The sequence below is a fragment of the Halorhodospira sp. 9628 genome (genome assembly GCF_022228075.1).
Lineage (GTDB): Bacteria > Pseudomonadota > Gammaproteobacteria > Nitrococcales > Halorhodospiraceae > Halorhodospira > Halorhodospira halophila_A.
Map to the genome: position 1 here is coordinate 1 of NZ_JAJNRF010000012.1, position 25544 is coordinate 25544.

Annotated in this window: 29 protein-coding genes and 4 pseudogenes; 24 read left to right on the forward strand and 9 right to left on the reverse strand. The window is 66.2% G+C overall.

Going from position 1 to position 25544, the window contains the following annotated elements; genetic code table 11:
* Window positions 1-84: 84 nt before the first annotated feature.
* From LRG10_RS10950 to LRG10_RS10960, 3 genes and pseudogenes are all read left to right on the forward strand, one after another.
* Window positions 85-540, forward strand: a complete 456-nt coding sequence (locus LRG10_RS10950; protein WP_238632210.1) for a protein-export chaperone SecB — start codon at window positions 85-87, stop codon at window positions 538-540.
* Between the two features lie 2 nt (window positions 541-542).
* On the forward strand, window positions 543-1208 hold the full coding sequence (locus LRG10_RS10955; RefSeq protein WP_238635577.1) for a sugar transferase: 666 nt from the start codon (window positions 543-545) through the stop codon (window positions 1206-1208).
* Window positions 1209-1226: 18 nt separating this feature from the next.
* Window positions 1227-1421: pseudogene (locus LRG10_RS10960) on the forward strand (hypothetical protein); the annotation flags it as partial.
* Between the two features lie 33 nt (window positions 1422-1454).
* On the opposite strand, the gene LRG10_RS10965 reads toward LRG10_RS10960, so the two are convergent.
* Window positions 1455-2915: a hypothetical protein gene (locus tag LRG10_RS10965; protein ID WP_238635579.1), complete on the reverse strand. Its 1461-nt coding sequence runs from the start codon at window positions 2913-2915 to the stop codon at window positions 1455-1457.
* 237 nt (window positions 2916-3152) lie between these two features.
* Between LRG10_RS10965 and LRG10_RS10970 the strand changes: the two genes are divergently transcribed.
* Both LRG10_RS10970 and LRG10_RS13120 read left to right on the forward strand, forming a co-directional pair.
* Window positions 3153-3317: a hypothetical protein gene (locus LRG10_RS10970; protein WP_238635580.1), complete on the forward strand. Its 165-nt coding sequence runs from the start codon at window positions 3153-3155 to the stop codon at window positions 3315-3317.
* Window positions 3318-3358: 41 nt separating this feature from the next.
* On the forward strand, window positions 3359-3484 hold the full coding sequence (locus LRG10_RS13120; RefSeq protein WP_255772261.1) for a hypothetical protein: 126 nt from the start codon (window positions 3359-3361) through the stop codon (window positions 3482-3484).
* 122 nt (window positions 3485-3606) lie between these two features.
* On the opposite strand, the gene LRG10_RS10975 is transcribed toward LRG10_RS13120, so the two are convergent.
* Window positions 3607-3960, reverse strand: a complete 354-nt coding sequence (locus tag LRG10_RS10975; protein ID WP_238635581.1) for a type II toxin-antitoxin system PemK/MazF family toxin — start codon at window positions 3958-3960, stop codon at window positions 3607-3609.
* A complete protein-coding gene (locus tag LRG10_RS10980; protein ID WP_255772262.1) occupies window positions 3960-4202 on the reverse strand; it encodes an AbrB/MazE/SpoVT family DNA-binding domain-containing protein in 243 nt (80 codons plus the stop codon). The genes LRG10_RS10975 and LRG10_RS10980 overlap by 1 nt, the downstream gene beginning before the upstream one ends.
* A 181-nt stretch (window positions 4203-4383) precedes the next feature.
* Between LRG10_RS10980 and LRG10_RS13280 the strand changes: the two are divergent.
* The 4 genes and pseudogenes from LRG10_RS13280 to LRG10_RS11000 form a co-directional block, all read left to right on the forward strand.
* Window positions 4384-4563 (forward strand): annotated as a pseudogene (locus tag LRG10_RS13280) (helix-turn-helix domain-containing protein); the annotation flags it as partial.
* Between the two features lie 469 nt (window positions 4564-5032).
* Complete coding sequence (locus LRG10_RS10990; RefSeq protein ID WP_238635633.1) at window positions 5033-5857, forward strand: NYN domain-containing protein; 825 nt, start codon at window positions 5033-5035, stop codon at window positions 5855-5857.
* Window positions 5858-5972: 115 nt separating this feature from the next.
* Window positions 5973-6323, forward strand: coding sequence for a DUF4351 domain-containing protein (locus tag LRG10_RS10995; RefSeq protein WP_238635584.1), 351 nt, complete (start codon window positions 5973-5975; stop codon window positions 6321-6323).
* 535 nt (window positions 6324-6858) lie between these two features.
* Entirely contained in the window at window positions 6859-7653 is a 795-nt protein-coding gene (locus tag LRG10_RS11000; protein WP_238635585.1) for a type IV toxin-antitoxin system AbiEi family antitoxin domain-containing protein, read from the forward strand.
* A gap of 358 nt (window positions 7654-8011) precedes the next feature.
* Here LRG10_RS11000 and LRG10_RS11005 read toward each other — a convergent pair.
* Window positions 8012-9314, reverse strand: a pseudogene (locus LRG10_RS11005) (IS3 family transposase).
* 192 nt (window positions 9315-9506) lie between these two features.
* Between LRG10_RS11005 and LRG10_RS11010 the strand changes: the two are divergent.
* Both LRG10_RS11010 and LRG10_RS11015 read left to right on the forward strand, forming a co-directional pair.
* A pseudogene (locus tag LRG10_RS11010) lies at window positions 9507-9680 on the forward strand (type II toxin-antitoxin system VapC family toxin); the annotation flags it as partial.
* 63 nt (window positions 9681-9743) lie between these two features.
* Entirely contained in the window at window positions 9744-10052 is a 309-nt protein-coding gene (locus tag LRG10_RS11015) for a DUF4351 domain-containing protein (RefSeq protein WP_238635586.1), read from the forward strand.
* Window positions 10053-10410: 358 nt separating this feature from the next.
* On the opposite strand, the gene LRG10_RS11020 is transcribed toward LRG10_RS11015, so the two are convergent.
* A complete protein-coding gene (locus LRG10_RS11020) occupies window positions 10411-11412 on the reverse strand; it encodes an Rpn family recombination-promoting nuclease/putative transposase (protein ID WP_238635587.1) in 1002 nt (333 codons plus the stop codon).
* Between the two features lie 131 nt (window positions 11413-11543).
* On the opposite strand from LRG10_RS11020, the gene LRG10_RS11025 reads away from it, so the two are divergent.
* From LRG10_RS11025 to LRG10_RS11065, 9 genes are all read left to right on the forward strand, one after another.
* On the forward strand, window positions 11544-11666 hold the full coding sequence (locus LRG10_RS11025) for a hypothetical protein (RefSeq protein WP_370645267.1): 123 nt from the start codon (window positions 11544-11546) through the stop codon (window positions 11664-11666).
* A gap of 100 nt (window positions 11667-11766) precedes the next feature.
* Window positions 11767-12018, forward strand: coding sequence for a type II toxin-antitoxin system Phd/YefM family antitoxin (locus LRG10_RS11030; RefSeq protein WP_201173926.1), 252 nt, complete (start codon window positions 11767-11769; stop codon window positions 12016-12018).
* 1 nt (window position 12019) lies between these two features.
* Complete coding sequence (locus LRG10_RS11035) at window positions 12020-12223, forward strand: hypothetical protein (RefSeq protein WP_238635588.1); 204 nt, start codon at window positions 12020-12022, stop codon at window positions 12221-12223.
* A 217-nt stretch (window positions 12224-12440) separates the two neighbouring features.
* Window positions 12441-13601: an ATP-binding protein gene (locus tag LRG10_RS11040; RefSeq protein WP_238635589.1), complete on the forward strand. Its 1161-nt coding sequence runs from the start codon at window positions 12441-12443 to the stop codon at window positions 13599-13601.
* A gap of 40 nt (window positions 13602-13641) precedes the next feature.
* Complete coding sequence (locus LRG10_RS11045; RefSeq protein WP_096407609.1) at window positions 13642-13908, forward strand: type II toxin-antitoxin system Phd/YefM family antitoxin; 267 nt, start codon at window positions 13642-13644, stop codon at window positions 13906-13908.
* Entirely contained in the window at window positions 13892-14278 is a 387-nt protein-coding gene (locus LRG10_RS11050; protein WP_238634073.1) for a type II toxin-antitoxin system VapC family toxin, read from the forward strand. Before LRG10_RS11045 ends, LRG10_RS11050 begins: the two co-directional genes overlap by 17 nt.
* A 63-nt stretch (window positions 14279-14341) precedes the next feature.
* Entirely contained in the window at window positions 14342-14554 is a 213-nt protein-coding gene (locus LRG10_RS11055) for a hypothetical protein (RefSeq protein WP_238635590.1), read from the forward strand.
* 142 nt (window positions 14555-14696) lie between these two features.
* Window positions 14697-16379, forward strand: coding sequence for an IS1634 family transposase (locus LRG10_RS11060; RefSeq protein WP_238635591.1), 1683 nt, complete (start codon window positions 14697-14699; stop codon window positions 16377-16379).
* Between the two features lie 69 nt (window positions 16380-16448).
* Window positions 16449-16598, forward strand: a complete 150-nt coding sequence (locus LRG10_RS11065) for a hypothetical protein (RefSeq protein ID WP_238635592.1) — start codon at window positions 16449-16451, stop codon at window positions 16596-16598.
* Between the two features lie 150 nt (window positions 16599-16748).
* On the opposite strand, the gene LRG10_RS11070 is transcribed toward LRG10_RS11065, so the two are convergent.
* From LRG10_RS11070 to LRG10_RS11085, 4 genes are read right to left on the reverse strand one after another with little or no spacing between them, the layout of a single operon-like run.
* The gene (locus LRG10_RS11070; RefSeq protein ID WP_238635593.1) at window positions 16749-17276 is read right to left on the reverse strand and encodes a hypothetical protein; all 528 of its coding nucleotides are present in this window, start codon (window positions 17274-17276) and stop codon (window positions 16749-16751) included.
* Window positions 17273-17572 carry a nucleotidyltransferase domain-containing protein gene (locus LRG10_RS11075; protein WP_238635594.1) on the reverse strand — a complete coding sequence of 100 codons (300 nt, stop codon included), beginning with the start codon at window positions 17570-17572 and terminating at the stop codon, window positions 17273-17275. The genes LRG10_RS11070 and LRG10_RS11075 overlap by 4 nt, the downstream gene beginning before the upstream one ends.
* Window positions 17573-17578: 6 nt before the next feature.
* Window positions 17579-17980, reverse strand: coding sequence for a type II toxin-antitoxin system VapC family toxin (locus LRG10_RS11080; RefSeq protein WP_201173618.1), 402 nt, complete (start codon window positions 17978-17980; stop codon window positions 17579-17581).
* Window positions 17977-18213: a type II toxin-antitoxin system Phd/YefM family antitoxin gene (locus LRG10_RS11085; protein ID WP_201173616.1), complete on the reverse strand. Its 237-nt coding sequence runs from the start codon at window positions 18211-18213 to the stop codon at window positions 17977-17979. Before LRG10_RS11085 ends, LRG10_RS11080 begins: the two co-directional genes overlap by 4 nt.
* A 254-nt stretch (window positions 18214-18467) precedes the next feature.
* Between LRG10_RS11085 and LRG10_RS11090 the strand changes: the two genes are divergently transcribed.
* Genes LRG10_RS11090 through LRG10_RS11105 form a run of 4 tightly spaced genes read left to right on the forward strand, consistent with a single transcriptional unit; the run spans window position 18468 to window position 25442 of the window.
* Window positions 18468-19952, forward strand: a complete 1485-nt coding sequence (locus tag LRG10_RS11090; RefSeq protein ID WP_238635595.1) for a DUF3375 domain-containing protein — start codon at window positions 18468-18470, stop codon at window positions 19950-19952.
* Window positions 19949-20740, forward strand: a complete 792-nt coding sequence (locus LRG10_RS11095) for a DUF4194 domain-containing protein (RefSeq protein WP_238635596.1) — start codon at window positions 19949-19951, stop codon at window positions 20738-20740. Before LRG10_RS11090 ends, LRG10_RS11095 begins: the two co-directional genes overlap by 4 nt.
* 23 nt (window positions 20741-20763) lie before the next feature.
* The gene (locus tag LRG10_RS11100; protein ID WP_238635597.1) at window positions 20764-24210 is read left to right on the forward strand and encodes an ATP-binding protein; all 3447 of its coding nucleotides are present in this window, start codon (window positions 20764-20766) and stop codon (window positions 24208-24210) included.
* Window positions 24207-25442, forward strand: a complete 1236-nt coding sequence (locus LRG10_RS11105; RefSeq protein ID WP_238635598.1) for a DUF3322 domain-containing protein — start codon at window positions 24207-24209, stop codon at window positions 25440-25442. Before LRG10_RS11100 ends, LRG10_RS11105 begins: the two co-directional genes overlap by 4 nt.
* Window positions 25443-25544 lie beyond the last annotated feature (102 nt).

A 25544-nucleotide genomic window follows, 5' to 3' on the forward strand; every position in this document is an offset into this window, starting at 1 on the left:
TCACCTCCAGAGCACGGGAACAGTTCAGTATCGCGCCGCCAACGAACCGGTCGACAACGATATGCTGGAGGGAATCGGTTAGGTATGACCGTCGATCATGTAGAGATGTCACCACTCCAGCTGGTGAGGTTGGCCTACACCGGGATTCATGTAGAGCCCTTCATCCATCAGGATGAAAATGGACAAGAGCTACCACCAGCCACCGAGTTCGGCGAGGTTGACATCGCGTGTCGTACCGGGATGCAGCAGTTGCCGGAACCGAAAGCGGAACGACCGGAATACGTCATAGAGGTTGGAATCAGCATCTCCAAGGAGCAGGTGGCGGAACACCGCCTGCCTTACGTTATCGATGTGAGCGCTCGAGGCTATTTCCGCCTCGTCGGTGAGGTCGATGCAGACAAGCGCGACTCTATTGTAGAAATCAATGGCGCCTCACTGGTCACGGGTGCGCTCCGTGAGTTGGTCGCTGATCTTACCGCCCGCTGCCCTTACGGCACCATGACCTTGCCCACCCTGCGCTTCGTCCCAGCGGCTGAGTAGATATGCAACGGCTCCTTGATGTTTTCTTCTCCGGCCTCGCCCTGCTGGTCCTCTCGCCGCTGTTGCTGGGGCTGATGCTCCTGCTGCGGCTCACCGGCGAGGGCGAGGTCTTCTTCCGCCAGCAGCGCATCGGCCGCGGGGGGGAGCCATTTGAGTTACTCAAATTCGCAACGATGCTCAAGGACAGCCCGAACATGGGCACCGGCACCGTAACGGTCACCGGTGACCCCCGGGTGCTGCCGGTCGGGCGCGTGCTGCGCAAGCTCAAGCTCAACGAGCTGCCGCAGCTGATCAACATCTTCCGCGGCGATATGAGCGTCATCGGCCCAAGGCCGCAGACCCGGCGCTGCTTCGACGCCTTTCCCGCCGAGGCGCAGACCCACATCGTGCGCGTCCGGCCGGGGCTCTCCGGCGTAGGCTCCATTGTCTTCCGTGGCGAGGAGGAGATGTACGCCGACGTCGATGACCCGGACTGGCTCTACGATCACGTCATCATGCCCTACAAGGGCGAGCTGGAGCGCTGGTACGTGCGCAACCAGAGCCTGAAGAACTACTTCCTGCTCATCGGCATCACCGCCTGGGTCGTCCTCTTCCCGCGCTCGCGGCTCTTTTGGCGGGTGTTCCCTGAGCTGCCGAAGCCGCCAGCGGAGCTGGCGGGTAAGGTCTGATGGCCTGTCACCTCGGCCTCCCACATGCCGCGCGCCGTCGGGCACTTCCACGCAGCGGGCCTGGATCCGATCCCGGCCCCGACCCGGCAGAAGACCGGTCTGGATCCCCGCGACGAGCTCGACTTCTGGGTGCCATCGGCCAAGGCCCTGCGCATGACCGAGCGGGCGCTGTACGAGTACATGGGTTTGGTTGCAGCGCGGCTGGGGCGGTAGACAGCGTCTGCCGGTCCGGGATACGCATCGGCCCTACTCGTCCCGCAATGATGCCCGCTGCAACCACGCCCACAACCACACCACCCCGCTCACCAGTCCCTGCCAAGGCGTACGCGGGTCTTTGTCCACGGTGACGCGATAGCGGACGTTGCGGACTTCGCGGGCGACCTCGGTGATCGCGGGCTCGCCCCGCCCGGGCTTGCCGATCGCCTCATTCACGGTCTCGCGTGCCCGCGCGGCCTTGGACGCGGACCCCTGCACCGGGACCTCCAGCGTGACGGACCAGTACGTTGGGGGAACGCGGAAGAGCTGGAGCACCCGCACCATCCGTCTCAGGTCGCGCTTGTGGGTGGTCACGAGGCCGGTCGCCTCCATCCCACCGAGCAGCCGTTCCAGGGACGACGCCTTCAGGCGATCCAGGTCGGCGGGCCTCATCAGCTCTGTCAGATCCCACCGCCAGCGGTGGAGCGCGACCTCGTAAGGGGGCCACGCCATCCGTTGCACGTGGGGGAAGCGTGCCTGCACCGCGTCGAGCGTCCTCTGAAGCGCGTCGGTGTCTGATTCGGCATCGCCCTGCCGTGCCGCCTCCAGCTGCCAAAGGAACTCGAGGAACGGCGTAACTTCGAGCGGCTCCCCGGTGGCCCCTTCAACCCCCGGGGCCTTTGCTTGGCGCCCTGCCCTCAGCGAGGAAGCCGGCAACCGCCTTACCCGCCTGACCCAGAGGCGCTCCGCCTCGATCGTGACCTGGGTATCCTGCCGAGCCTCGGGGTCTACACCGATGACCGTCGGCCCACGCGCAGGTGCCTGGCCCTTCGTCGCCACGCCCTCGATCTGACGGTAGCTGTCGCCGTGACCACCGAAGACAGGAACCAGCACGGCCTTGGGCAGGCGGTAGCGCATATTCAGCGCCTCGAAGAAGGCCAACAGCTCCGGCACGTGGATGTAGGATCTCAGCGTGGCCTGCGGCGAGCCGTGGCCCAGGCGCTGCGCGAGGTGGAACAGCAGATTGCGCTGCAGCTCGCCGAGCCACAGCTCGGTGGCCTCGCGCTCGCGGAGACCGAGGAGCAGCATCAGATCGAGCATCAGGCGATAGACCCCGGTGGGATCGCGCGGGGTCAGCCACGCATGCAACGCTTCCCAGGTCGGCATATTGATCGCGGCTGCGCGCACACGGGGGGAGCGGTCGTAGCGCTCGGGCCGGAGCGCACGGGGGTCTACCGGCAGTTCGTCATTGACCACCAGCCACCGCAGCCATCGATGCCCGATCCGCTGATCCTGCTCCGGCAGGGCGTCCAGGACGCGCTCCAGGCGCTGATGCAGTGCCTCGGCCGACAGCTCGGCGGGATCTTCCCAGCCAAACTCCGCGCGCAGCCGCCGACTCAGCCCCACGCCGTAGCGTCGCAGCGTTGACGCTGCGTACACCCCTTCCTGGCTGGGACCGTGCAGAAACAGGGTGAGCAGAAACCGTATCACCAGGGCATCCACCGGGGTCACCGGCTCCGTCTCCAGCCACTGAACCAGACGGCGGACCGCTTGCGCTCGTTTCCGCTGCGCCTGGGCTTAACCCGTTGCAGTGGATACCTGACCGTTTGATTAGAGAGGTATCCACTGCAACGGGTCAGACCAGTCCCAAGGTCGTGGCAAGCGACAGTTTGCAGCCCTACGCCCCCGAGCACGGGATCACCACGCTGACCTACGGCGCCCCTCTGCCGGGGGCTGCTGACCGGCAAGATGCGCGCCGATACCCGCTTCGAGGGCGACGACCTGCGGCAGATGGATCCCAAGTTCCAGGAGCCGCGCTACAGCCAGTACCTGCGCGCCGTGGAGGGACTCGACGCCTTCGCCCAAGAGCGCTTCGGCCGCCGCGCCATCCACCTGGCCCTGGCGTGGCGCTGAGGGGTGCGCGGCGGCCCGAGCGGCTCGAGCCCCTCGACGGCTTGGCGGAGCTCGAGCTGGACGATGCCGCGCTGCGCGAGATCGACCGCATCCTCGAGGAGAGCGTCACCGACCCGGTGGGCCCGGAGTTCATGGCGCCGCCGAGCCGCGAGGAGAAGCCCGCCTGAGGCCACCAAGGGCGCCGGCGCGGCCGGATCAGGCGCCGGCGCTCACCACCACGAAGCTCCCCGTCTCGGCCCCCGGCCTCAGCGGCTCGATCCCGGCCCGGGGGCTGTGCTCGCCGGCGGGATCAATAATCGGCCAAATCCAGAAGAGGTCGAATCTTGGCGACCATATCCGCCCAGACGTTTTCGGGTAGGCGGGCTATCGGCTCGCCAGCCCGTGCGCGCCAGTCCAGGGAGCGGACTTGATCGGCCAGGATGACCCCTGAGAGCGTCGGGACGGCTTCCAGGGAGACCTCGAAGGGGTACCCTTTGGCTTGATTCGTAACCGGGCAGATCAGCGCCAGACCCGTTTTCCGGTTGAAGGCTTGGGGGCTGACGATCACGCCGGGCCGCCAGCCTCGCTGCTCACGCCCGTCTTGCGGATGGAACCGAAACCATAGGACATCCCCCTGTCGGGGCGCTGACAACGGCGGGGCCATTACAGCTCGCCACCTTCCGTCTCGCCCCAATCCGTCTCCCCATGGCGGTTCTCTTCGGTAATCCCTGCCAAAAGCGCATCTAGCGAATAGGATGGCTGGGCCCGGGCCGGGCGGATGATCATAGTCTGGTCTTCCACCTCGATCTCGACCTCGTCTTTCAGGCGCAAGCCCGATTGCTCCAAGAGGTGCTGAGGAATCCGGACTGCTGCGCTATTGCCCCATTTGCTGATTGAAGACCGCATAGAGCCTACCCCGCGGTTTGGTATCTACAGTGTAGATACTAGCAGCTCGGCGAAGCTCCGCCAACGCTTTAATTGAGCCACCTTCGGGTGGCCCCTTGGCCACGAGTGGCCGTACCGACGGCCGCCGGACCAAGCGGCGGAGCCGGGAACCTTGAAGGAGTGGGCCATGATTCATCGGATCATGACGCTTCACGACGAGGGCCGCGGGCTCTCGGTGCGTACCATCAGCCGCGAGCTAGGGATCTCGCGCAACACCGTGCGCAAGCATCTCGCCCAGTCGGCGGAGGAGATCGCCCTCGAGCGGGCGCGGCCGCGCCGCACCCGGCGCCTGGATGAGCACCGGCCGTTCATCGAGTACCTGCTGCGCCGCTACCCGAAGCTCAGCGCCGTCAAGGTCGGACGCAAGCTGCGGGAGAAGATCGGCGAGCTCGATGTCTTGGACCGGACGCTGCGGCGCTGCCTGCAGAAGGTAGCGGTATCGCTCATCCTGGGCCCTTCCATCTCGATCCATGCAGGCCCAATGACCGGGATCCTCCGCGCCGTGGTGCACCTACCCCACCCTTCCCTGTCCGCACTTGCCCCTCGGCACTCGCGCTCCCGTAGACCGAGGAGGAGCACCAGATCGAGCATCAGGCGATAGACCCCGGTGGGATCGCGGGGACAGCCACGCATGGAACGCTCCCCAGGCCGGCATGCCGATATCAGCCCCGCCGATCTTGACCATATAACCGAGATACGGCACCGTACACCAACATTCGCCCTAAGCGAGTACGCCCGCTCACCCATCCTGAGCGTGTGCCGAAAGCTTGGGGCTATCTTGTTTTTTGGAAGTGGGCATGAGGGTACGCCGCATCGCCATCCTCATCGATGGTGCCTTCTTCCTCAAGCGGCTGCCCAAGCTCGTGGAGCCGCGCTTCTGCGACACGCCGGCCGCCACCGCCGATAGTGCCCGCCACCTTTGCAAGCGCCATGTCCAGCGCCTAACGAACCTGGAGGGCGGCAGCGCCGACGGCGTCTGGCTCGATCACGTCTATCGGCTCTTCTATTACGACGCCCGCCCCTTCCAGGGCGTCTCCCATCATCCTGTCCTCAATTATCGCGTTGAATTCGCCAAGAGCGAGGTAGCCGCCTTCCGCAGCGAGCTGTTCGCCGAATTGCGCCGCAAGCGCAAATTCGCCCTGCGCCTTGGGCACACCCACAAAGAAGGCGAGTGGCAAATCGCTGCCAACCTGACCAAGAGGCTGCTCAAGACGCGGAACTGGCTGGACCGCATGGAGCAGGTCTTTCTCCATGGTCAGGCGCCGCCTAACCTGACCGCTAAAGAAGAGCAGGAACTAGTCAAATTGATCAGCGCTTGGCGGGAGCTGCGGCACGGCGACGTCCGCCTTGGTCTGCGCCAGAAGGGCGTGGATATGCGCATCGGCCTGGATATCGCCAGCATCACCCTCAAAGAGCAGGCAGATACCATCGTCTTAGTGACCGGGGACAGTGACTTCGTGCCCGCCGCCAAGCTCGCCCGGCGGGAAGGTATCGAGCTTCTCCTTGATCCTCTTCGGCAGGAGGTCAGCGATGACCTTCATGAGCACGTGGACGGGATCGTTGGCGTCTTTCCCGACCCGAGTACCTATTCCAACCCGAACGCCCCCGAAACCTGAAACTCGCCAGAACCCCCAAGTAGCTTCCGCAGCAGATGCTCTCGATCATCGCCACGCTCTGCCGCTGGCTCGATCAGCCCGAGCAGCGGCGGCTGCGTCGCGAGTCGCCCTCTGGGTGCAGCGCGTGCTGCTGCGCCGCAAGCCGTTCGCCGAGCGATCCATACTGCAAGGCGAAGAGATCCAGGATCTGGAGGAGGTACAGCAAATGCTCGCCGAGCGCATGAACGAGTGGGAGAAGGAGTGGGAGCAGAGAGGCCTGAAGAAAGGTCGGCAAGAGGGCCGGCAGGAGGGTCGGCTGGAAGGCGAAGCTCACATGCTCGCCCGGATGCTCGAGAAACGCTTTGGCCCGCTGACCGAGGAGCAGCTCGAGCGCATCCGCTCTGCCGACGAGGACACCCTGTGGGCCTGGTCCGACCACGTCTTCCAGGCCGACAGCGCCGATCAGGTCTTGGACAGCCAGAGCTGAGGCTCGATCCATCAGCAGATCGCGGAGAGCTTCCTTCTTACTCTCTGTCTGCGACACTTGCGGACCGGAGCAAACGACTGCCGAGCAGCAGGCACGGCGCAACAAGCGGGATACCCAGGAGGACGCGCGGCGGTTCGTCGAGTCGAGTGGTATCGGTGGTACTACGGGGTCTCGGCCAGGCAGGCGGTGAGGCGTCGAGGTGGGTCGCCGGAGTACGAGCGCCGGCGGATCGCTCAGTACGGCTCGAAAGAAGAGCGGCGTGACGAGCTGGAGTGGCTGCGACGCTCACCAGTCGGGGGCGATGGTTACCTCCATCGTCCCATGCTTATCGAGAACCGAAAAGGCCGAAGCAGGCGAGTCTGAGGCGGTCGGGATAGCGCGGACTTATTCGCGGCCAGACGGCGTCCTTGCCATCCTCGTCGTTCACGGCGAGAGGACGTCAAGAAAATGATGCGTAAGGAGTGGCGCGACTTGATGCTGTTAAGCAAACCTAGCAAACTATTTGCAAGGTATGCGCATTGTGAGCAAGTAAACGGTGACTGCTTCTTCGTTCCTGGCGACACATCGGGTCTTCACTGCGGACGAGTTCGGATCCACGCTTAACCTGGCTCCGAGCAGCCGTGACTCTTTGCTCGGATACTACCGGCAGCGAGGCCGCATCCTGCCGGTTCGTCGTGGCCTCTACTGGGTGGTGCGAGCCGGGGAGACGCCCGAGAACTGTACCGTCGACCCATTCCTCGTTGCTGCAAAGATGACGGACGACGCGGTTCTTGCGTACCACACGGCACTGGAGTTCCACGGCCGTGCCTATTCCGGTTTTTCCGAGCTTCAATACCAAACGGCTCGAGCAGCGCGCACGACCACCTTTCGGGGCTGGCGGTTCCGGGCCGTGCGGTTTCCGAAGGTGCTGCAGCAGAGCGGAGACCTGTTCTTTGGAGTGGAGGAGCATGATCGGAGCGGGCAGAGCGTACGGGTAACCGGATTGGAGCGCACACTGGTTGACGTGCTGGACCGCCCCGAACTATGCGGCGGCTGGGAAGAACTCTGGCGCTCGGTGGAGATGGTTGAATTCTTCGACCTGGACCAAGTGGTGGAGTATGCACTGCTTCTCGGTAACGCCACGACGGTGGGCAAGGTGGGTTGGTTTCTTGATCTGCATCGAGAGAGCTTGATGGTCCAGGAGGAGCACCTACGGATCTTGCGGGAGAAGCGGCCGCGGCAACCGCGGTATGTCAGCCGCCGGGACTGCGGGCGGACCCGGTTCATCGCCGAATGGAATCTTGTCGTCCCGCAGGCCTTGGCCGAGCAGCGCTGGAGCGAGGTGGCATGAGTCTGAGATTTTCTGGACAGAATTCTGGACCACGGTGAGATTCGCGCCGAGGTGCTCGATCTGGATCCGCGGCTCACGGCTCTTGTGCAGAGCTACCCGGCATTGCTCTGGAAGACCCACAACGCGCGTGGGAATGTGTCCTGACGCCGTAACCGGACACAGGGGGCGGTGTCGTCTGCCGGTCACCCGGGCGGTGGGCCGCCTCTTGGCGCGCCGTGTGGGGCTTATTGGAGAACGTGCGAGCGAAGCGCCGCGCAGCCCGCAAGTGCGTAGCATTTGACCACCGACAGGGATGTGCTGCATCCGACCGCCGAGCAGGTGTACCGCACCCGGTTGCCTGGACACCCGGTAAGCATAATCACGCCGCCATCGGCATGGTTTCCAGGTAGTCTGTACGAACCTGCGCCGGCGACCGGAACCCATGGCGCTCCAGCAGCCAGCCGTGGTTATACTGCTCCTTCCAGCGCTGCAGGGCCTCGTTGAGTTCCGGTACGTTGCGGGCCCCATGGCACCAGAGCAGCTGCTCTTTGAGGGTGCGGAAGAACCGCTCGATGACGCCGTTGCCCTCCGGGGCGTAGACGAACGCCGGCGAGGACTCTAGGCCGAGGAAGCGCAGCTCCTGCTGGAAGACCTCGCTCAGGTACTGGCTACCATGGTCGTGGCGCAGGGCCAAGCCGGCAGCGATACCCTGGTGAAAACCCCCGAAGATCCTTCGCACCGCCTGGCGAAGCGGCTCCAGCGCCTCGAAGCGGCTCCAGCGCCTCGAAGCGGCTCCAGCGCCTCGAAGCGGGTCCCAGGGCGGGCTGCGTGGATACCCAGGCACTCGGCGTTGTAGTGGTCCACGACGGCGAAGACCGTCACCTGCCCGCACTCCGGCAAGAAGGTCGCGGTGGCGTCGGTCGCCCACATGCGGTTCGGCGCCTCCGTGACGATGGTGCCATCGTGCACGTCGGGGCCGAGGTTGCGCCGGGCCCGGTACGGGGCGAGCAGGCCATGCTCGCGCATCACCCGCAACACCCGCTTGCGGGAGGTGCGTACCCCCCGCAGTTGGCGCAGTTTGGCCCAGACCTTGCGATGGCCTTCGCCGGTGAACTCGCTGCCCTCGATCACCGTCCGGATCTCCTGGTGCAGCTGCTCGTCGCTCAGCGTAGGCCGGGGCCCCCGCCTGCTACGCCTGCGATGAACCTGTGCAGCGCGCTGTGCGCCGCTGTGACGGCGGGCATAGAACGTCGAGCGGGGGATGCCCCACTCCCTGCAGACCCGGGCGACACCGAAGGGCCGGCGCTGGGAGACCGAGTACGCCCGGCTCATGAGCTCGACCTCCCCGGGGCCAAAGGGCGTCCCTCCTTAAGGCGGCTGACCGCCTCGCGGGAGGCCTCCAGGTCCATGGTCAGCTCTCCCACCTTGGCCTGGAGCTGGCGAATCTGCTCATTGCGCGGGTCGTGCGCGCTGCCGCCCTTGAGCCCGGCCTCACCGGCGGCAAGGAAGTCCTCCCGCCACTGACTGATTCGAGCCGCAGTGACTCCGTGCTCCCGGCTCAGTGCCTCCAGATCCTCCCCGCGCAGCAGGCGCAGTACCACCTCCGTCTTGCGCTTGGAGGAGAACCGACCCTTATCCTGCTTGCCGTTGCCTTGGTTGCTCTTGGCCTTCTTGTTGCTCATCTGACACCTCCGTCTTGGTCCAGGCGGGGGCAGTCAAAGGCTCAGGGCGCCCTGACTATACCCCCGGGGGAGGTGTCCAGGCCAAACGGGGTGCGGAGGACAGGCTCTGAACGGTGGACTCTGAACGTGCCCCTAACCGCGTTGTACGCGGTGTTGTACGCGCCATGGTTTGTGCTGATTGTAAGTGGCACTTACGAGGAGTTAGCGATCCGTGGCGCCCATGCCCTCGCCGTAGGCAGCCTTCCAGACCTCCATAAGGATCCCTTTGACCGCATGCTGATCGCGCAGGCTGATGTCGAGGGCTATACGCTGCTGACCAGCGATCATCAGCTCGCGCAGTATCCGGGGCCTATCCGTACCGTCTAGATAGAGCCAGGCCTCGGCGAGTTCGAACCCAACCCGAACAAGCGGCTCAAGTAGGCGGACTTCGTGGCCAGCGACGCTCAGCCCGATGAGAATGAACAGAAACTGGTCAAGCAGCGCTACCCCGAGGAGGAAGCCATCATGACCGGCATCGTAAGCCTCTCAAGGCAGGAGGGTCGACAAGAAGGTCGGCAAGAGGGCCGTCGGCAGGCTGCGGCGCAGACGTTGCTCCGTTTGATCGAGCGCAAGTTCGGCCCGGAGGCCAGGGAGGCATCGCGGGCCCGCGTCGAGCGCGTCGCGGTCGGCGAACTGGAGATGTGGCTGGACCGGATTCTCGATGCCGAGTGCGTGGAGGATGTCTTCGGCACGGGGTAGGTGGCAGACAGGCATTATCGCTGGTTGGTGCGCAATTCGTAGGTCCTGACGCCTAGAAAAATCGGCCCCTTCGCGAATTGTGGGGGTGTCAACGGCTTGTAGTGGGGTAGCCGTCCGCCGGCGTGACCCTATCGCACAACATCTAGTGCTGCCGCGGCCTGACCTGATGAAGCCGTCACCCACACAGATTTGGATAACGCCCCGAGCGCGGCAGGGTGATCATCCCCGGCGCTCCAGGACCCCGAGCAGCCGCTCCAGGGTCTGCTCGCAACGGTGTCTGCCTGTGGAGGGGAAGGCGCTGGCTCCGGTCGCAAGACTGGAGTGAAACCGCCCCCCCCCCCCCGGTGCGGAGATTGGCTCAGCTCTCCTGGAAGACGCCCTCGATCCGTTCGGCGGTGAGGATGTTGGTAGACCAGCGCTTGATCGTCTCTTCATCCGCCTGCTCGATCCGCTGCCGGTAGGGCTCGACAGTTCCCTCACCAAACTTCTGCTCAAGCAGCCATAGGAGCAATCCCGCCTCGCCTTCCAGACGTCCTTCCTGCCGGCCTTCCTGCCGGCCTTTCTGGTGCCCCTTCTGCTCCCACTCCTTTTCCCACTGGTTCATGCGCTCAGCCAGCATCTCTTGTACCTCCTCCAGATCTTGGATCTCTTGCCCTTGAGGCGGCGGTTGCTCGGCGAAGGGCTTGCGGCGCAGCAGCACGCGCTGCACCCAGAGGGCGAACTCGCGGCGCAGCCGGCGCTGCTCCGGCTGGTGGAGCCACTCGCCGAGCGTGCCGATGATCGCGAGCATCTCCTGCGGATCCCGGCTGTGCTCGAGCCGGAACAGGGCGTGGACCAGGTTGCGCAGCTCTAGGGAGTCCTCCTGCTCCAGCAGCGCCTTCTCATCGAGGACCAGGTAGCGCATCTGTGGCCGGTAGGCCTCGAGTCCGCCGGGGACGTACTGGATCAGCTCCTCGATGTCGGCCGCTGCCGACCAGCGCCGCTCGCCGTTGTAGAGCACCACGGGCAGGACAGGCGGCAGCCGGCGCTCGACGGTGAGCTTGCCCTGCGTGATGAGATCCTGATAGAGCAGGCCGACGTAGGTCATCATGCGCACCGCCATGAAGCGGTCGATCCCGCTCTGGAACTCGAGCAGCAGGTAGACGTAGAGCCAGTCCTCGCCCCAGCGCACCCGCCAGATCACGTCGTCGTGCCGGTCGCGATAGTCCTCGGTGGCGTAGGAGCCGTTCTGCTTCTCCAGGGTGGAGAAGTCGAGCTCGCGGACCCAGTCTTCGCGGACGTAGTCGACGAGCAGCTCCCGGATCATCTCCGGCTGGGAGAAGAGCCGCTTGTAGCCGGGGTCGTGCTCTTGCGCCGTCATGGCGGTCTCCGTCCGCTTAGATCGAAAGTACCACGTCCGCCTTTTTCTGGTCATCGGTTTCGTCCGAGGTCCTCGAGCGCGAGCTCGGCATCGAGACCGAGAAGCGCTACCCGCCCCTGCAGACCGGCGACGTGCCCGACACCCACTTAGCTATCACCGACCTGGCCCGGGACACCGGCTACCGCCCGCAGGTTAGCGTCGAGGAGGGCGTGCGGCGGTTCGTTGCGTGGTATCGGTGGTACTACGGGGTCTAGAGGCAGGGCCAAACGAAGGCGATGAGCGCAAAGACATCAACTTGACAAGTTGTCATTCTCGCAGCAATTTTATAGAGGATCCCACTGTGAGGTCGTCGCCATGCGCACCGTCCAAGTCGGGGAGATGAAGGCGCACCTCTCGGAGATCCTCGAGCGGATCCGCACCGAGGGCGAAGAGTTCGTGCTGGAATTCGGCCGCGGACACGAGAAGGTGGCCGTCCTCGTGCCCTACGAGAAATATCGCCAGCAGCAAAGCACCGCCCTCAAGCCGGGGCTGTTGCAGGAGCGGGCCTCCTTCGCGTTCCACGAGGACAGTGCCTTGAGCGATGAGGACATGATTGGCGGGCCATGAGGTGCCTCGCGGATACCCACATCCTGCTCTGGTTCCTCATGGCGCCGAAGCGCATTCCGCCTCGCATCATGGCTGCCTCGGCCACCGCGACCCATTCGACCGGCTGCTCATCCACTGCGCCATCCAGGAGCACCTCACCCTACTCTCCGCCGACAGCGCCTTTGCCGACTACCGGCCCTACGGGCTGAAGCTCATCGACGATTGACCACCGAGATATCACCGACCTGATCCAGGATACCGACTACCGGCCGCAGGTCCGCGTCGAGGAGGGCGTGTCGCGGCCCGTCGCGTGGCATTGGTGGTACTACGGGATCTAGCAAGGACAATTGCAAGATCTGCACGGTGGACTCGGAACCGTGCGCCTAACCGCGTTGCACGCGCCAAGCTTTGTGCTAATTGTAAGTGCCGCTTACAATCAGCACATGATTCCTAGGCACGCCCAGGCCACGCTCGAGCAGCTGGCTGCCAGCTTCCCGGTCGTCGCCGTCACCGGGCCCCGCCAATCCGGCAAGAGCACCCTCGTCCGGGCGCTCTTTGCGGACCACCCCTACACCTCCCTGGAGGACCCGGACCAGCGGGAGTTCGCCACCGACGACCCGCGTGGCTTCCTCGCCCAATTTCCGGGAGGGGCTGTTCTGGACGAGGTCCAGCGCTGTCCGGCGCTGCTCTCCTACCTGCAGGGACGCGTCGACCAGAGCGGTCGGCTCGGCGAGTGGATCCTGACCGGCTCACAACAGTTCGGGATGGTCTCGGCCGTGACCCAGAGCCTCGCCGGACGAGTCGGCATGCTGGCGCTCCTGCCGTTCGCGCGCGACGAGCTCCAGGCCGCGCAGCAGCTGCCGGAGCAGCTCAACGAGGCGCTTTGGCGGGGCGGCTACCCGCCGATCTACGACCGCCCCGTGGAGCCCGCCCTCTGGTACGGCTCCTACGTCCAGACCTACCTTGAGCGCGACGTCCGTCAGCTACTCGGCGTCCGCGACCTGACCCTGTTCCAGCGCTTCCTGCGCTTGACGGCGGGACGGACCGGGCAGCTGCTCAACCAATCGGCCCTCGCCGAGGAGACCGGCGTCAGCCACAACACGATCCGGGAGTGGCTCTCCGTGCTCGAGGCCAGCTACATCATCCATCGGCTGCCGCCGCACCACAACAACTTCAACAAGCGCCTGGTCAAGACGCCGAAACTCTATATGCTCGATACCGGCTTGGCGTCCTGGCTGCTCGGGATCGAGTCTGCGCAGCAGATCGACACCCACCCGCTACGCGGCGCACTATTCGAGACTTGGGTGGTCGCCGAGCACCTGAAGGCGCGTTGGAACGCCGGACGCCCTTCCAATCTCTACTTTTGGCGCGCTCGGGCCGGGCGCGAGGTCGACCTGGTGATCGAGCGCGGTGGACGCCTGCAGCCGGTGGAGATCAAGGCCGGGGCGACGGTGACCCGCGATGCCCTCCGCGGTCTGGAGCGCTGGTGCGAGCTCGCCGGCGACGAGGCCGCCGGAGCGCGGCTGATCTACGCCGGCAGCGAGGCGCGTGAGCAGCGGGGGATCCGCATCCAGCCGTGGCGCTCGGCGATGCTCGTAGTCTAGCCTAATTGCCTAAGTTCAACGTAAACACCAGCGGGGCTCCATGACAGAGACCGTCAACATCCATGAGGCCAAGACCCACCTCTCCCGCCTCCTCGATAAGGTCAGCCAGGGGGAGTCGGTCATCATCGCTCGATCGGGCCAACCGATCGCGCGCCTATCCCGTTTTGAGTCACCGCAGCCTGGAACCAGTGAGCGCGTCGGCTTCCTGAAGGGGCAGATCGAGGTGCCTGACGACTTCGACCGGCTCGGCGGGCAAGCAATCCTCGACGCCTTCCAGGGAGAGGATCCGGATGCATCTGCTCCTTGATACCCACATCCTGCTCTGGGCAGCAGCGGACTCCCCGCGACTACCTCAGCAAGCGCGAGACCTCCTCCTCGATCCGGACTATCAGCTCGCCTACAGCGTTGCGAGCCTGTGGGAGATCACCATCAAGCGCGGTCTCGACCGTAGTGACTTCCGGGTGGAGCCTTCCGTGCTCCGGCGCGAGCTCTTGGAACACGGCTACGAGGAGTTAGCGATCCGTGGCGCCCATGCCCTCGCCGTAGGCAGCCTACCGGACCTCCATAAGGATCCCTTTGACCGCATGCTGATCGCGCAGGCTGGTGTCGAGGGCTACACGCTGCTGACCAGCGATCATCAGCTCGCGCAGTATCCGGGACCTATCCGTACCGTCTAGATAGAGCCAGGCCTCGACGAGTTCGACCCCAACCCGAACAAGCGGCTCAAGTAGCCGGACTTCGTGGCCAGCGACGCTCAGCTCGATGAGAATGAACAGAAACTGTTCAGGCAGCGCTACCCCGAGGAGGAAGCCATCATGACCGGCATCGTAAGCCGCTCAAGGCAGGAGGGTCGACAAGAAGGTCGGCAAGAGGGCCGGCAAGAGGGTCGGCAAGAGGGTCGGCAAGAGGGCCGTCGGCAGGCTGCGGCGCAGACCTCCGGAGTTCGACAGTAAACGGGCCAAAAAGCGGGTTCCGGAGGGTGCGGGCCTCGGCGGATCAATGGGTTAGTCGCAAAATCGGGCGAGAGGCCGTTGTGCCAGGGGTAATCAGACAGGCTGTTGGTTAGATGCAAGAAAGGCGCTATGATGCTGGACCATGTTCATACGCGCCTCCCGCTCAGGCAACCACGTCTACCTCCGACTCGTCGAGGGCTACCGAGACGAGCAGGGGCGGACTCGTCACCGCCAGGTGGCGCAGCTTGGCCGTGCCGACCAGATCGGCCAGAAAGACGTGGAGCGCCTGGTCTCCGGTCTCCTGCGCCATACCGGGGCCGATGCGTCCATGTTGCTCGAGCGCCCGCCGGAGTTCGAGCCGTCGCGAGAGCTCGGTGCGCCATGGGTACTGACCGAGCTATGGCGAGAACTTGGTCTCGACGAAGGGTTACGCCGGGCGTTGCGTGTTGGGGCGCGCAGCGTGGAGCCGGAACCGCTGGTCCGCGCCATGGTGCTCAACCGCCTCTGTGACCCCGAGAGCAAGCTCGGTGTCCTGCGCTGGTTCGAACGAGCCGTCCTCCCGGGGATCGAGACCGACACGATCACGCATCAGCAGCTGCTGCGGGCCATGGATGCGATCGAGCGTAACCGCAGGCGCTTCCATGACACGCTGGCCGCGCGACTCAAGCCGCTGATCGATCAAGAGTTATCGATTGTCTTTTATGATCTGACGTCAATCCACAGCTACGGAGAATCGGAGCTCGAGGATGATCTCCGCCGTTTCGGGCGGAGCAAGGACAAGAACGGTGTGGCCCGCCAGTGCGTGCTCGGACTGATCCAGACGGCCGAGGGCCTGCCACTGGACTTTGAGCTGTTCGAGGGCAACATCGCCGAAGTGCGTACGCTGCTGCCGATGCTCCAGCGCTGCCTCAAGCGCTACCCCATCCGGCGGGTCGTCGTTGTCGCCGACCGGGGGCTAATCAGCCTGGATAACGTCGAGCAGATCGAGGCCATGACCGTCGGCGATGGTCACCAGTTGGAGTACATCCTTGCGGTGCCCGCGGGACGATACAGCGACTTTGCCGCCGCCATCGACACCCTGGAGTTTGCCAGCGAAGTGCCGAGTGTCCGCGAGACCCGCATGGATGGCCGGCGCCTGGTCGTCGCGCATGACCCGGAGGCGGCGGCCGCGATGCGCCAGCGCCGCCGGGAGAAGATCGATGAATTGGCCGCCTTTGGGGATGAACTGGTCGCCAAGCTCGATGCCCAGGATGCGGGCGAACGCAGTCGGGGCCGCCAGGCCACTGACGCCGGCGCATTCGCGCGTTTTCAGCGGGCTGTTCTGGAGAAGCAGTACAGCCGTTTCTTCGGGATGGCCATCGAGGACGGGCGCTTTACGTTTGAGGTGCTTGAGGACGCGGTCGATCGAGCGCAGCGCCTGGATGGCAAGCTGGTGCTACTGACCAACGTGCCGGATCTCGGGGCCGAGGACGTCGTGGCCCGTTACAAGTCGCTGGCCGATATCGAGCGTGGCTTCCGGGTTCTCAAGCGCGATCTTGAGATCGCCCCGGTCTACCATCGGCTGCCGGAGCGGATCTACGCGCACGCGGCGATCTGCTTCCTCGCGCTTCTGCTCCACCGGGTCATGCGCATGCGGCTCAAACACCGCGGCGCGAGCATCAGCGTCGAGCGCGCCCTCGAGGCTCTGAAGCAACTGCAATTCCACGGGGTGAACATTGAGGGCCACCGCTTGACCGGGATCACCCGGCCGGACGCGGTCCAGCTCGACCTATTCGACCAACTGGAGGTGACACCACCGACAAAAGAGGCCATCACGTCCGCGTAGTGCCAATCTGAACCGCCCGAGAACGGCGGATCAATCACTTACGAGCGGATGTGTCGAACTCCGGAGACCTTGCTCCGTTTGATCGAGCGCAAGTTCGGCCCGGAGGCCAGGGAGGCATCGCGGGCCCGCGTCGAGCGCGCCGCGGTCGGCGAACTGGAGATGTGGCTGGACCGGATCCTCGATGCCGAGTGCGTGGAGGATGTCTTCGGCACGGGGTAGGTGGCAGACGGGCATTCTCGCTGGTTGGTGCGCAATTCGTAGGTCCTGACGCCTCCTTCGTATACTCGGCGAGTTGAGCGCCAAGGCCCGCTGCGCGCGCCATGTTTTCTGCTGATTGTAAGTGCCGCTTACATCCTTAGGCGCTGGGACTTATTCGCTACACGTATCCATTTCCAATTTGTCAGGCCAAGAATAACCGTCAGGTGGCTCAAGCTGTCCCGCAGTATAATCGAGGATATTGTTATAGGTCGATATCAGCAGTGACACGCATTCACGAGCACGATTCACAGCCGAAGCGAATTCTTCGGCATCGCGCATATACTCATGGAAAAGCCGATTCCGCAAATTCCTGGCCTCGACCCAATCGGAAACCGCAGCCAAGACACCCAGTTTCTCCATCCGGTTTAGATTGTCCAGCGCAGAGCCAGGCGTTTCCAAGATATCTCGCATCAGGCTCGGGATAAGCCGATCGCCGATCGTATCCTGCATACGTCCATAACGCGCCAGAAAGGCATCAAGTCGCTCAGCCCGCTCCGGATCGTCTTCAAGAGACTCGACCCAGGAAACATCAACCGGCTCTCGCAGCAATCGGCCCGTCGTGTAGTGAAGATGTGCGCCCTCCCGATAAACGGTCTCAAGCAGAAAAATCAGCTGAGGGCTCGCTTCGTGCCGGCTCAAATCTCCACTCCTTCTCGAAGGGCCTCGTCATGAACCGGTAGTCGTGTGGTCGACGGGTCCAGGATCAGGACATCGATACGCTGATCACCGAGCCGCATTTGCAGCAGCGCCGCTACCCGGCTCGCCGCTGACGCGCGGTTCGGGACCTGCTCATCGCACTCGATCAACAAATCGATGTCGCCACCACGTGCGCTATCATCAACACGCGACCCGAACAGGCGAACCTTGACGTCGTGACCGAACACCTCGCGCACCACATCCAGAATGACTTTGCGCTCCGCATTGGTCAGCCGCATCGCCTATTACCAAATCGTCTTAACGTGCCGGTACGCTGTGATCTTTTCATCCGCTGTTATTAGCTCAGCATTGAAGCGTCGAGCTAACGCCACGATCATCCGATCCGCAGGGTCTTTGTGGAATTCTCCCGGAAGGCGCGTCGACTCAACCGCCGTGGCAGCGTCCAAGGCAATGAAACGCACGCCCTCGATTTCCTCAACCGTATCCAACCAGTCGCTGGTCGTCATCGATAGGGTAAGACGCCCCTTCTCAACCAGCAGCGCAATCTCCCAGGCAGAGATAGCCGAGATCAGAACCTCTCCATCATCCGCCTGCATCTCATGCTCAATGGCTGCAAGAGCATGGGGTGAGAGCTGGTCGTCACCATTTGCCCACCACAGTAGCGCGTGAGTATCCAGGACGATCAAGGGAGCGCTTCCCAGTCTTCCTCCCCCACAGGCTCGAAGGGATCCGCCAACTCGATGACGCTGCCACGCAGGCGCTCAAGCGGTGATCGCTGATCGCCCTTGTACCGGCGTACCTCGATCGTGGGGCGCCCTTTGTCCGTCACGATAACCGCCTCACCCGAGGATTCAACCTGACGGAAGTATTCGAGCGCCCGCGCCTTGAACTGCGACTTTGAGACTTCTTCGGAGCGCATGGCCCCTCCTGGTCATGGAGCCCGTCAACGGTAGCGCGCGCGAATGACTATGGCAAGTAGTCATCAGGAGAGCGATGCGCAGGACGAAGTGCAGCGCGGGCTGATGCGCCGCTTCAGTTTCTGACTCGAATCGCTGAACAGGCGCGCAGCCGCCCCGAAGCCGCCGCGGCTCTGGGGGCACCCTCTCCTTTCCCGGTGCGCGGGTGGTGCGCGATACTGGCCGATTATAGCTGCGGTGCCGGAGCCGAGCGCGCATGGGCGATCTGGATCACGCGGACATCCTCTATCTCAGGCGCAACCACCCCGCCTGGCGGCTGCTCGCTGCCGAGACCGCGCCGCTGGTCATCGGCTTCCTACACCGGGCCTTCATCGCGCCCAACGCCCGCGCCATCCCGGAGACGGAGTTGGAGACGCAGCTCGAGGACTATCTCTATGCCCTACGCGATCGCGCGGATGAGGACCCGTACCCGCGCCCGGCCCGCGAGTACCTGACCGAGTGGGCGGGCGACGAGCGCGGCTGGCTGCGCCGCTACTACCCCACCGGCAGCGACGAGCCCTGCTACGACCTGCTGCCGGCGACCGAGAAGGCCATCCACTGGGTCGCCGAGCTCGAGCGGGGGCGGCAGTTCGTGGCCACCGAGTCGCGTCTGCGCAGTGTCTTCGATCTGCTGCGCGAACTCATCCATGGCGCCGAGACCGACCCCCAGGCTCGGCTGCAGGAACTTGAGCGCCAGCGCGCCGAGATCGACGCCGAGATGGAGCGCCTGCGCGCCGGCGAGGTGGCGCTCATGGACCCGGTCCGCCAGCGCGAGCGCTTCCTGCAGGCCGAGCAGACCGCCCGCGGCCTGCTCGCCGACTTCCGGCAGGTGGAGCAGAACTTCCGCGATCTGGACCGGCAAGTGCGCGAGCGCATCGCCATGTGGGAGGGCAGCCGCGGCGAGCTGCTCGAGGAGATCTTCGGCGAGCAGGACGCCATCGCCGACTCCGACCAGGGCCGCAGCTTCCGCGCCTTCTGGGACTTCCTCATGTCCCCAGTGCGGCAGGAGGAACTGACCGAGCTTCTGGAGCGCGCCCTTCACCTGGAGACGGTCCAGGCCCTGGACCCGGACCCGCGCATCGGCCGCATCCACTACGACTGGCTCGAGGCCAGCGAGACCACCCAGCGCACGGTGGCCCAGCTCTCCCATCAGCTGCGGCGCTACCTCGACGACCAGGCCTGGCTGGAGAACCGCCGGATCATGGACCTGATCCGGGAGATCGAGCACCACGCCGTGGCGGTGCGCGACGAGCCGCCCCGGGAGGCGCTCATCGAGCTCGACGAGGCCTCGCCGCGGGTGGAGCTGCCCATGGAACGGCCGCTGTTCACGCCGCCGTTCCGGCCGCAGATCGCCGACCAGGTGGTCGCCGCCGACGGCTCCGACGTGGACGCCTCCGAGCTCTTCGAGCAGACTTACGTGGATCGCGACCGGCTGCGTCGGCGCATCCGCCGCGCCCTGCAGGAGCGTCGGCGCGTGGCGCTCGGCGAACTCCTCGCCGAGCATCCGCTGGAGCAGGGCCTGGCGGAGTTGGTCACCTACCTCGCCATCGCCACCGACGAGGCGCGCGCGGTGGTGGACGAGACTCGCACCGAGGCGGTGACCTGGACGGAGCCGGAGACAGGCCGACAGCGCTGCGCCCACGTCCCCGCCGTCACCTTCCTCCGCAGCAGCCCCAGCGACCCAACCGCAGGAGCCCAATGACCGAGCACGACGACCCCGACACCGCCACCCGCCCGCACACGGCCCAGCCGCTGGAGGGGCACGCCCCTGCCGCGTCCGGTTCCGTCGGCGCCTGGGGCACGACTCCCGGCGACGAGCGCCTCTCCCAGCTGCTCGTCCACCTCTTGCGGGGGGTGCTGCATCGCGACAGCGCCCCGCAGCGGTGGCAGCACCTGCTTGACCTTCAGGCCCGGGTGCGGGACTACGTCGGCGTCCTCGGCCTGGAGCTGATGCTCGACGAGGGTGAGGGCTACGCCTACCTGCGCCAGCGCGCGCGCGACGAGGACGACGACAGCCAGCTGCCCCGGCTGGTGCCGCGTCGCCAGCTGAGCTACCCGGTCAGCCTCCTGCTCGCGCTGCTGCGCAAAAAACTCGCTGAGCACGATGCCGGCGGCGGGGACACACGGCTGATCCTGACGCGGGAGCAGATCGTGGACCTGATGCGCGTCTTCCTGCGCGATACGGCCAACGAGGCGCGCCTGCTCGACCGCATGGACAGCCATATCCGGCGCGTCGTGGAGCTCGGCTTCCTGCGCCGGCTGCGCGGCGACGAAGAGCGCTACGAGGTGCAGCGCATCCTCAAGGCCTTCGTGGATGCCCAGTGGCTCGGCGAGTTCGAGGAGCGCCTGCGCGCCTACCGGGCCCACGCCGAGGGGCGTGACCCCTCGGAGCTGGCCTCGGACGGCGCCGGCGACGGCAACACCTCCGGCCCAGACCACGGCGACAGCCCCGGCGCGCCGGCCGAGACCAGCCCCGAGCCTGAGCGCTGACCCGCATCGAGGTGACGCCACCCATGAAGCTGCAAGAGCTTGACCTGGCCCCCGTTTCCGAGCGCACCGGCTTCCGGCTGCATCGCGCGGAGCTCTACAACTGGGGCACCTTCGACGGCCGCGTCTGGTCCATGGCCCCGGGCGGCGAGAGCGCCCTGCTCACCGGCGACAACGGCTCCGGCAAGTCGACGCTGGTGGACGCGCTCACGACGCTGCTGGTACCCGCCCACCGCATCACCTACAACAAGGCCGCCGGTGCCGAGGGCCGTGAGCGCTCCCTGCGCTCCTACGTGCTCGGCCACTACAAGGCCGAGCGCGAGGAGACCGGCGGCAGCGCCCGCCCGGTGTCCCTGCGCGACGAGCACAGCTTCTCGGTCATCCTCGGTTACTTTTTCAATGAGGGCTACGGGCACGGCGTGACCCTGGCCCAGGTCTTCTGGCTCTCGGGCTCGGGGCAACCGGAGCGCATGCACGTGATCGCCGACCGGGACCTGACCATCGCCCGGGACTTCTCCGACTTCGGCCACGACATCAAGAACCTGCGCAAGCGCCTGCGCGAGGCGCCAGATATCGAGGTACACGACACCTTCCCGCTCTACGGGGCCGCCTTCCGCCGGCGCTTCGGCATCGAGGGCGAGCAGGCGCTGGAGCTGTTCAGCCAGACGGTGTCCATGAAGTCGGTGGGCAACCTGACCGACTTCGTGCGCAGCCACATGCTCGAGCCGGAGCCGGTGGACGAGCGCATAGACGCCCTCATCCACCATTTCGACGATCTCAGCCGCGCCCACGAGGCGGTGATCCGCGCCCGGGCCCAGATCGAGGCCCTGGAGCCGCTCATCGCCGATGCCCACGAGCACCATCGCCTCAGCGCGGAGGCCGCCTCCTGGCGCGCGGCGCGCGAGGCCCTGGAGCCTTGGTTCGCCGGCATCGAGGCGCGGCTGCTCGAGGAGCGCCGGCAGAGGCTGGATGACCGCATCCGGCGCTACGACGAGCGCATCCGCCGCCTCGACGAAGACCTCACCGGCCAGCGCAGCCAGCGCGAGGAGCTCCAGCGGGCCATCGCCGAGCAGGGCGGCGACCGCCTGGAGGCCCTGGCGCAGCAGATCGGCGAGCACCAGCGCGAGGCAGAGCGGCGCCGGCGCAATGCCGACGCCTACAACGCCCTCGCCGAGCACCTCGGCCTCTACCGGGCCGACGAGGCCGATACCTTCCTTGCCAACCAACAGCGCCTTGCCGGGCTACGCGAGGACGCCGAGGCGCGGCTGAGCGAGCGCCAGAACGAGCGCACCGAGCTGGAGGTCAGCTTCCGCGAGCTGCGCAGCCGCCACCAGGAGCTCGAGCAGGAGCTGGAGTCCCTGCGCGCCCGGCGCTCCAACATCCCCGCCCGGATGCTGGAACTGCGCCAGCACCTGTGCAAGGAGACCGGCCTGGACCCGGACGAGCTGCCCTTCGCCGGCGAACTCATCCAGGTCCACAAGGAGGCGCGCGACTGGGAGGGGGCCGCCGAGCGGCTGCTGCACAACTTCGGTCTTTCGCTGCTGGTCCCGGACCGGGACTACCCGCGCGTTGCCGAGTGGGTGGACCGCACCCACCTGCGCGGCCGGCTGGTCTACTACCGGGTGCGGGAGCGCCAGCAGCGGTCGCCGGAGCTCCACCCGCACTCCCTGGTGCGGGCCCTGGCCATCCGGCCGGACTCGGGCTTCTACACCTGGCTGGAGGCCGAACTCGCCGAGCGCTTCGACTATGCCTGCTGCGACGATCTGGACACCTTGCGCCGCGAGCAGCGGGCGGTGACGCGCGCCGGTCAGATCAAGAGCGGCGGCTACCGCCACGAGAAGGACGACCGCCACGGCATCAACGACCGCTCGCGTTTCATCCTCGGCTGGTCCAACGAGGCCAAGATCGCGGCCCTGGAGCGGCAGGCGGCGGATTACCAGACGCGCATGCAAGAGCTGGCGGACCGGATGAGCCGCCTGGAGCAGGAGCTGCGCAGCTGGCAGGAGCAGATCCGGGCGCTGGACAAGATCGAGGTCTACGCCGACTTCCAGGAGCTGGACTGGCACAGCGTGGAGGCCGAGATCCAGCGCCTGGAGGCGGAGCGCGAGCGCATCCAGGCCAGCTCCGATCGGCTGCGCACGCTCCAGGAGCAGCGCGAAGGCGTCGAGGCCCGCATCCAAGAGCTCGAGCAGCTGCTGCTCAAGGAGCGCGACGAGCGCAGCCGGCTGGCCGATCGCAGCGAGCGCACCGCCGAGGCACTGGCCAGCGCCCGCGAGCGCCACCAGGCGGCCACCGAGACGCAGCGCAGCGAGGCCTTCCCGCTGCTCGACGGCATCCGCGAGGAGGCGCTGGCGGAGCAGTCGCTGACCGTGGAGAGCTTGGCCAACGCCCAGAGCGCCGTGCGCGGCTGGGTGAGCCGGCACATCGACAACGTGGAGCGCAACCTGCGGCGCCTGGCGGACAAGGTGGTCAGCGCGATGGCCGACTTCCGCCACCAGTGGCCGCTGGAAGCGCAGGAGATGGACGCCCGGGTCGAGGCCTACGGCGAGTACGCGGCGCTGCTCGACGGCCTCAAGAGCGACGACCTCCCCCGCTTCGAGCGCCGCTTCCGGGAACTGCTCAACGAGAACACCCTGCGCGAGATCGCCAACTTCCAGGCGCACCTGCACCGGCAGCGCCAGTCCATCCGCGAGCGCATCAGCACCATCAACCGCTCGCTGCACGGCATCGACTTCAACCCGGGGCGCTACATCGAGCTCCTTGCCGACCCGACTCAGGATGCCGAGATCCGCGACTTCCAGAACGACCTGCGCTCCTGCGTCGAGGGCTGGGTGGACGACGACGGCGAGGCCTCCGAGGCAGAGTCGGAGGCGCGCTTCGCCCGCATCCGTGCCATCATCGAGCGCCTGCGCGGCCGCGAGGGCACCGCCGAGGCGGACCGGCGCTGGCGGCGCAAGGTCACCGATGTGCGCAACTGGTTCACCTTCTCGGCGGAGGAGCGCTGGCGCGAGGACGACGCCCCCTACGAGCACTACACCGACTCCGGGGGCAAGTCCGGCGGGCAGAAGGAGAAGCTGGCCTACACCGTGCTCGCCGCCAGCCTGGCCTACCAGTTCGGGCTCGACTGGGAGCGGCAGCGCTCGCGCTCGTTCCGGTTCGTGCTCATCGACGAGGCCTTCGGCCGCGGCTCGGACGAGTCCGCCCGCTTCGGCCTGGAGCTGTTCCAGCGCCTGGGGCTGCAGCTTCTGGTGGTCACGCCGCTGCAGAAGATCCACATCATCGAGCCCTACGTCGCCAGCGTCGGCCTGGTCAGCGCCCCGGACGGGGCGCACTCCAAGCTGCGCCACATCCCCATCGACGAGTACCGGGCGGAGCAGGCCGACCCCGGGGCCGGCCGGGAGGTGGACGGTGCCGGGGACCGGAGCGAGACCCCGGCAGCGCGGGCGCGGGCGGCGGATGAGGGCACCGCTTGAGGCGCTGGAGTACGCCGGAGGCCGTCCGTGAGCGGCTGGAGCGGCTCTGGTCCCGCGGCACGCTGCTCGCCGCCCGCGTGCCCACGGCCGAGGCCCCAGAGCCCTTCCCGGTGGAGGTCAGCCTTACGCGCCCGCGGACCCATGAGATCAACGAGGACCTCGGCGCCGTGGCCGACTGGGCCGACGGCCTGCGCCGCGGCAGCCGCGAGGGCCGGGGCTTTGGCTACGACCTGCGCTGGCAGGCGCAGCGCAACCGCGTACACGGCCGGCAGGAGCTGCCCACCGCAGCGGTGGTGCCCTGCGCGGAGGACGCCCTCAAAATTCTGGGGCGACGCCGCGAGGCGGCCGCCTTCGATGCCGTCGCGAGCGCCACCGCAGAGCAGGCCGCGGAACTGCTGCCGTGGCTCGCCCGGCGGCCGCTGACTGCTCTGGAGCACGCGGAGGACTGGCCAAAGCTGCTCGCCGTCTGCGCCTGGTTCCGCGACCACCCTCGCCCCGAGATCTACCTGCGCCAGCTCGACATCCCCGGCGTTGATACCAAGTTCATCGAGTCCCGGCGCCGGCTCCTCGGTGAACTGCTCGACCTTGTGCTGCCCGCCGAGGCGGTGGATACCCGCTACACCGGGGCCCGCGGCTTCGAGGCCCGCTACGGCCTCCGGCAGGCGCCGACGCGGATAAGGCTGCGGCTGCTCGACCCGGAGCTGGCCATCCGCGGTCTGACCGATCTCGCCGTACCCGTCGAGGAGCTCGCCCGTCTGGACCTGGCCGCCGATACGCCGCCGCTGCGCCAACTGCTGATCACCGAGAACCAGGCTACCGGCCTGGCGCTACCACCGGTGTCGGGCACGGCCGCGATCTTGGGTCTCGGCTACGCGGTCGATGCCCTCGGCGCGGTGCCCTGGCTGGAGCGCGTACCCATCGCCTACTGGGGGGACCTGGACCGCGATGGCTTCGCCATCCTCGACCGGCTTCGGGGCGTCTGGCCGCACACTCGCTCGCTGCTTATGGACCGTGCGACCCTGGCGGCCCACCGGCACCTGTGCGTCCCCGACCCGCGCGGCGCCGCCAGTGCCGCGCCCCCGGAGCGGCTCACCCACGAGGAGGCGGCCACCCTCGCCGAGTTGCAGGCCGGAGACGCGGAGGCCGGCCCCCTGCGGCTGGAGCAAGAGCGCATCGGTATGGGGTGGGCGGAAGAGCGGATCCCGGGGGATAACCAGGCCACACTGTCATAAACTGAGCTCGCTACCCCAGCAGTCAGCCTCGTTCCTCGGTGTCAGGACTTGCGAATTGCGTACCGACCCATAGTGCGACCGAGCATGCGAAAGAGAAGCGAC

Excerpts from the sequence above, each read along its gene's own strand:
- LRG10_RS10950 (WP_238632210.1), top strand. The coding sequence starts at position 85 with ATGACCGTCGATCATGTAGAGATGTCACCACTCCAGCTGGTGAGGTTG.
- LRG10_RS10955 (WP_238635577.1), top strand. The coding sequence starts at position 543 with ATGCAACGGCTCCTTGATGTTTTCTTCTCCGGCCTCGCCCTGCTGGTC.
- LRG10_RS10970 (WP_238635580.1), top strand. The coding sequence starts at position 3,153 with ATGCGCGCCGATACCCGCTTCGAGGGCGACGACCTGCGGCAGATGGAT.
- LRG10_RS10975 (WP_238635581.1), bottom strand. The coding sequence starts at position 3,960 with ATGGCCCCGCCGTTGTCAGCGCCCCGACAGGGGGATGTCCTATGGTTT.
- LRG10_RS10980 (WP_255772262.1), bottom strand. The coding sequence starts at position 4,202 with ATGCGGTCTTCAATCAGCAAATGGGGCAATAGCGCAGCAGTCCGGATT.
- LRG10_RS11020 (WP_238635587.1), bottom strand. The coding sequence starts at position 11,412 with ATGACGGCGCAAGAGCACGACCCCGGCTACAAGCGGCTCTTCTCCCAG.
- LRG10_RS11030 (WP_201173926.1), top strand. The coding sequence starts at position 11,767 with ATGCGCACCGTCCAAGTCGGGGAGATGAAGGCGCACCTCTCGGAGATC.
- LRG10_RS11040 (WP_238635589.1), top strand. The coding sequence starts at position 12,441 with ATGATTCCTAGGCACGCCCAGGCCACGCTCGAGCAGCTGGCTGCCAGC.
- LRG10_RS11045 (WP_096407609.1), top strand. The coding sequence starts at position 13,642 with ATGACAGAGACCGTCAACATCCATGAGGCCAAGACCCACCTCTCCCGC.
- LRG10_RS11050 (WP_238634073.1), top strand. The coding sequence starts at position 13,892 with ATGCATCTGCTCCTTGATACCCACATCCTGCTCTGGGCAGCAGCGGAC.
- LRG10_RS11060 (WP_238635591.1), top strand. The coding sequence starts at position 14,697 with ATGTTCATACGCGCCTCCCGCTCAGGCAACCACGTCTACCTCCGACTC.
- LRG10_RS11075 (WP_238635594.1), bottom strand. The coding sequence starts at position 17,572 with ATGCGGCTGACCAATGCGGAGCGCAAAGTCATTCTGGATGTGGTGCGC.
- LRG10_RS11085 (WP_201173616.1), bottom strand. The coding sequence starts at position 18,213 with ATGCGCTCCGAAGAAGTCTCAAAGTCGCAGTTCAAGGCGCGGGCGCTC.
- LRG10_RS11090 (WP_238635595.1), top strand. The coding sequence starts at position 18,468 with ATGGGCGATCTGGATCACGCGGACATCCTCTATCTCAGGCGCAACCAC.
- LRG10_RS11095 (WP_238635596.1), top strand. The coding sequence starts at position 19,949 with ATGACCGAGCACGACGACCCCGACACCGCCACCCGCCCGCACACGGCC.
- LRG10_RS11100 (WP_238635597.1), top strand. The coding sequence starts at position 20,764 with ATGAAGCTGCAAGAGCTTGACCTGGCCCCCGTTTCCGAGCGCACCGGC.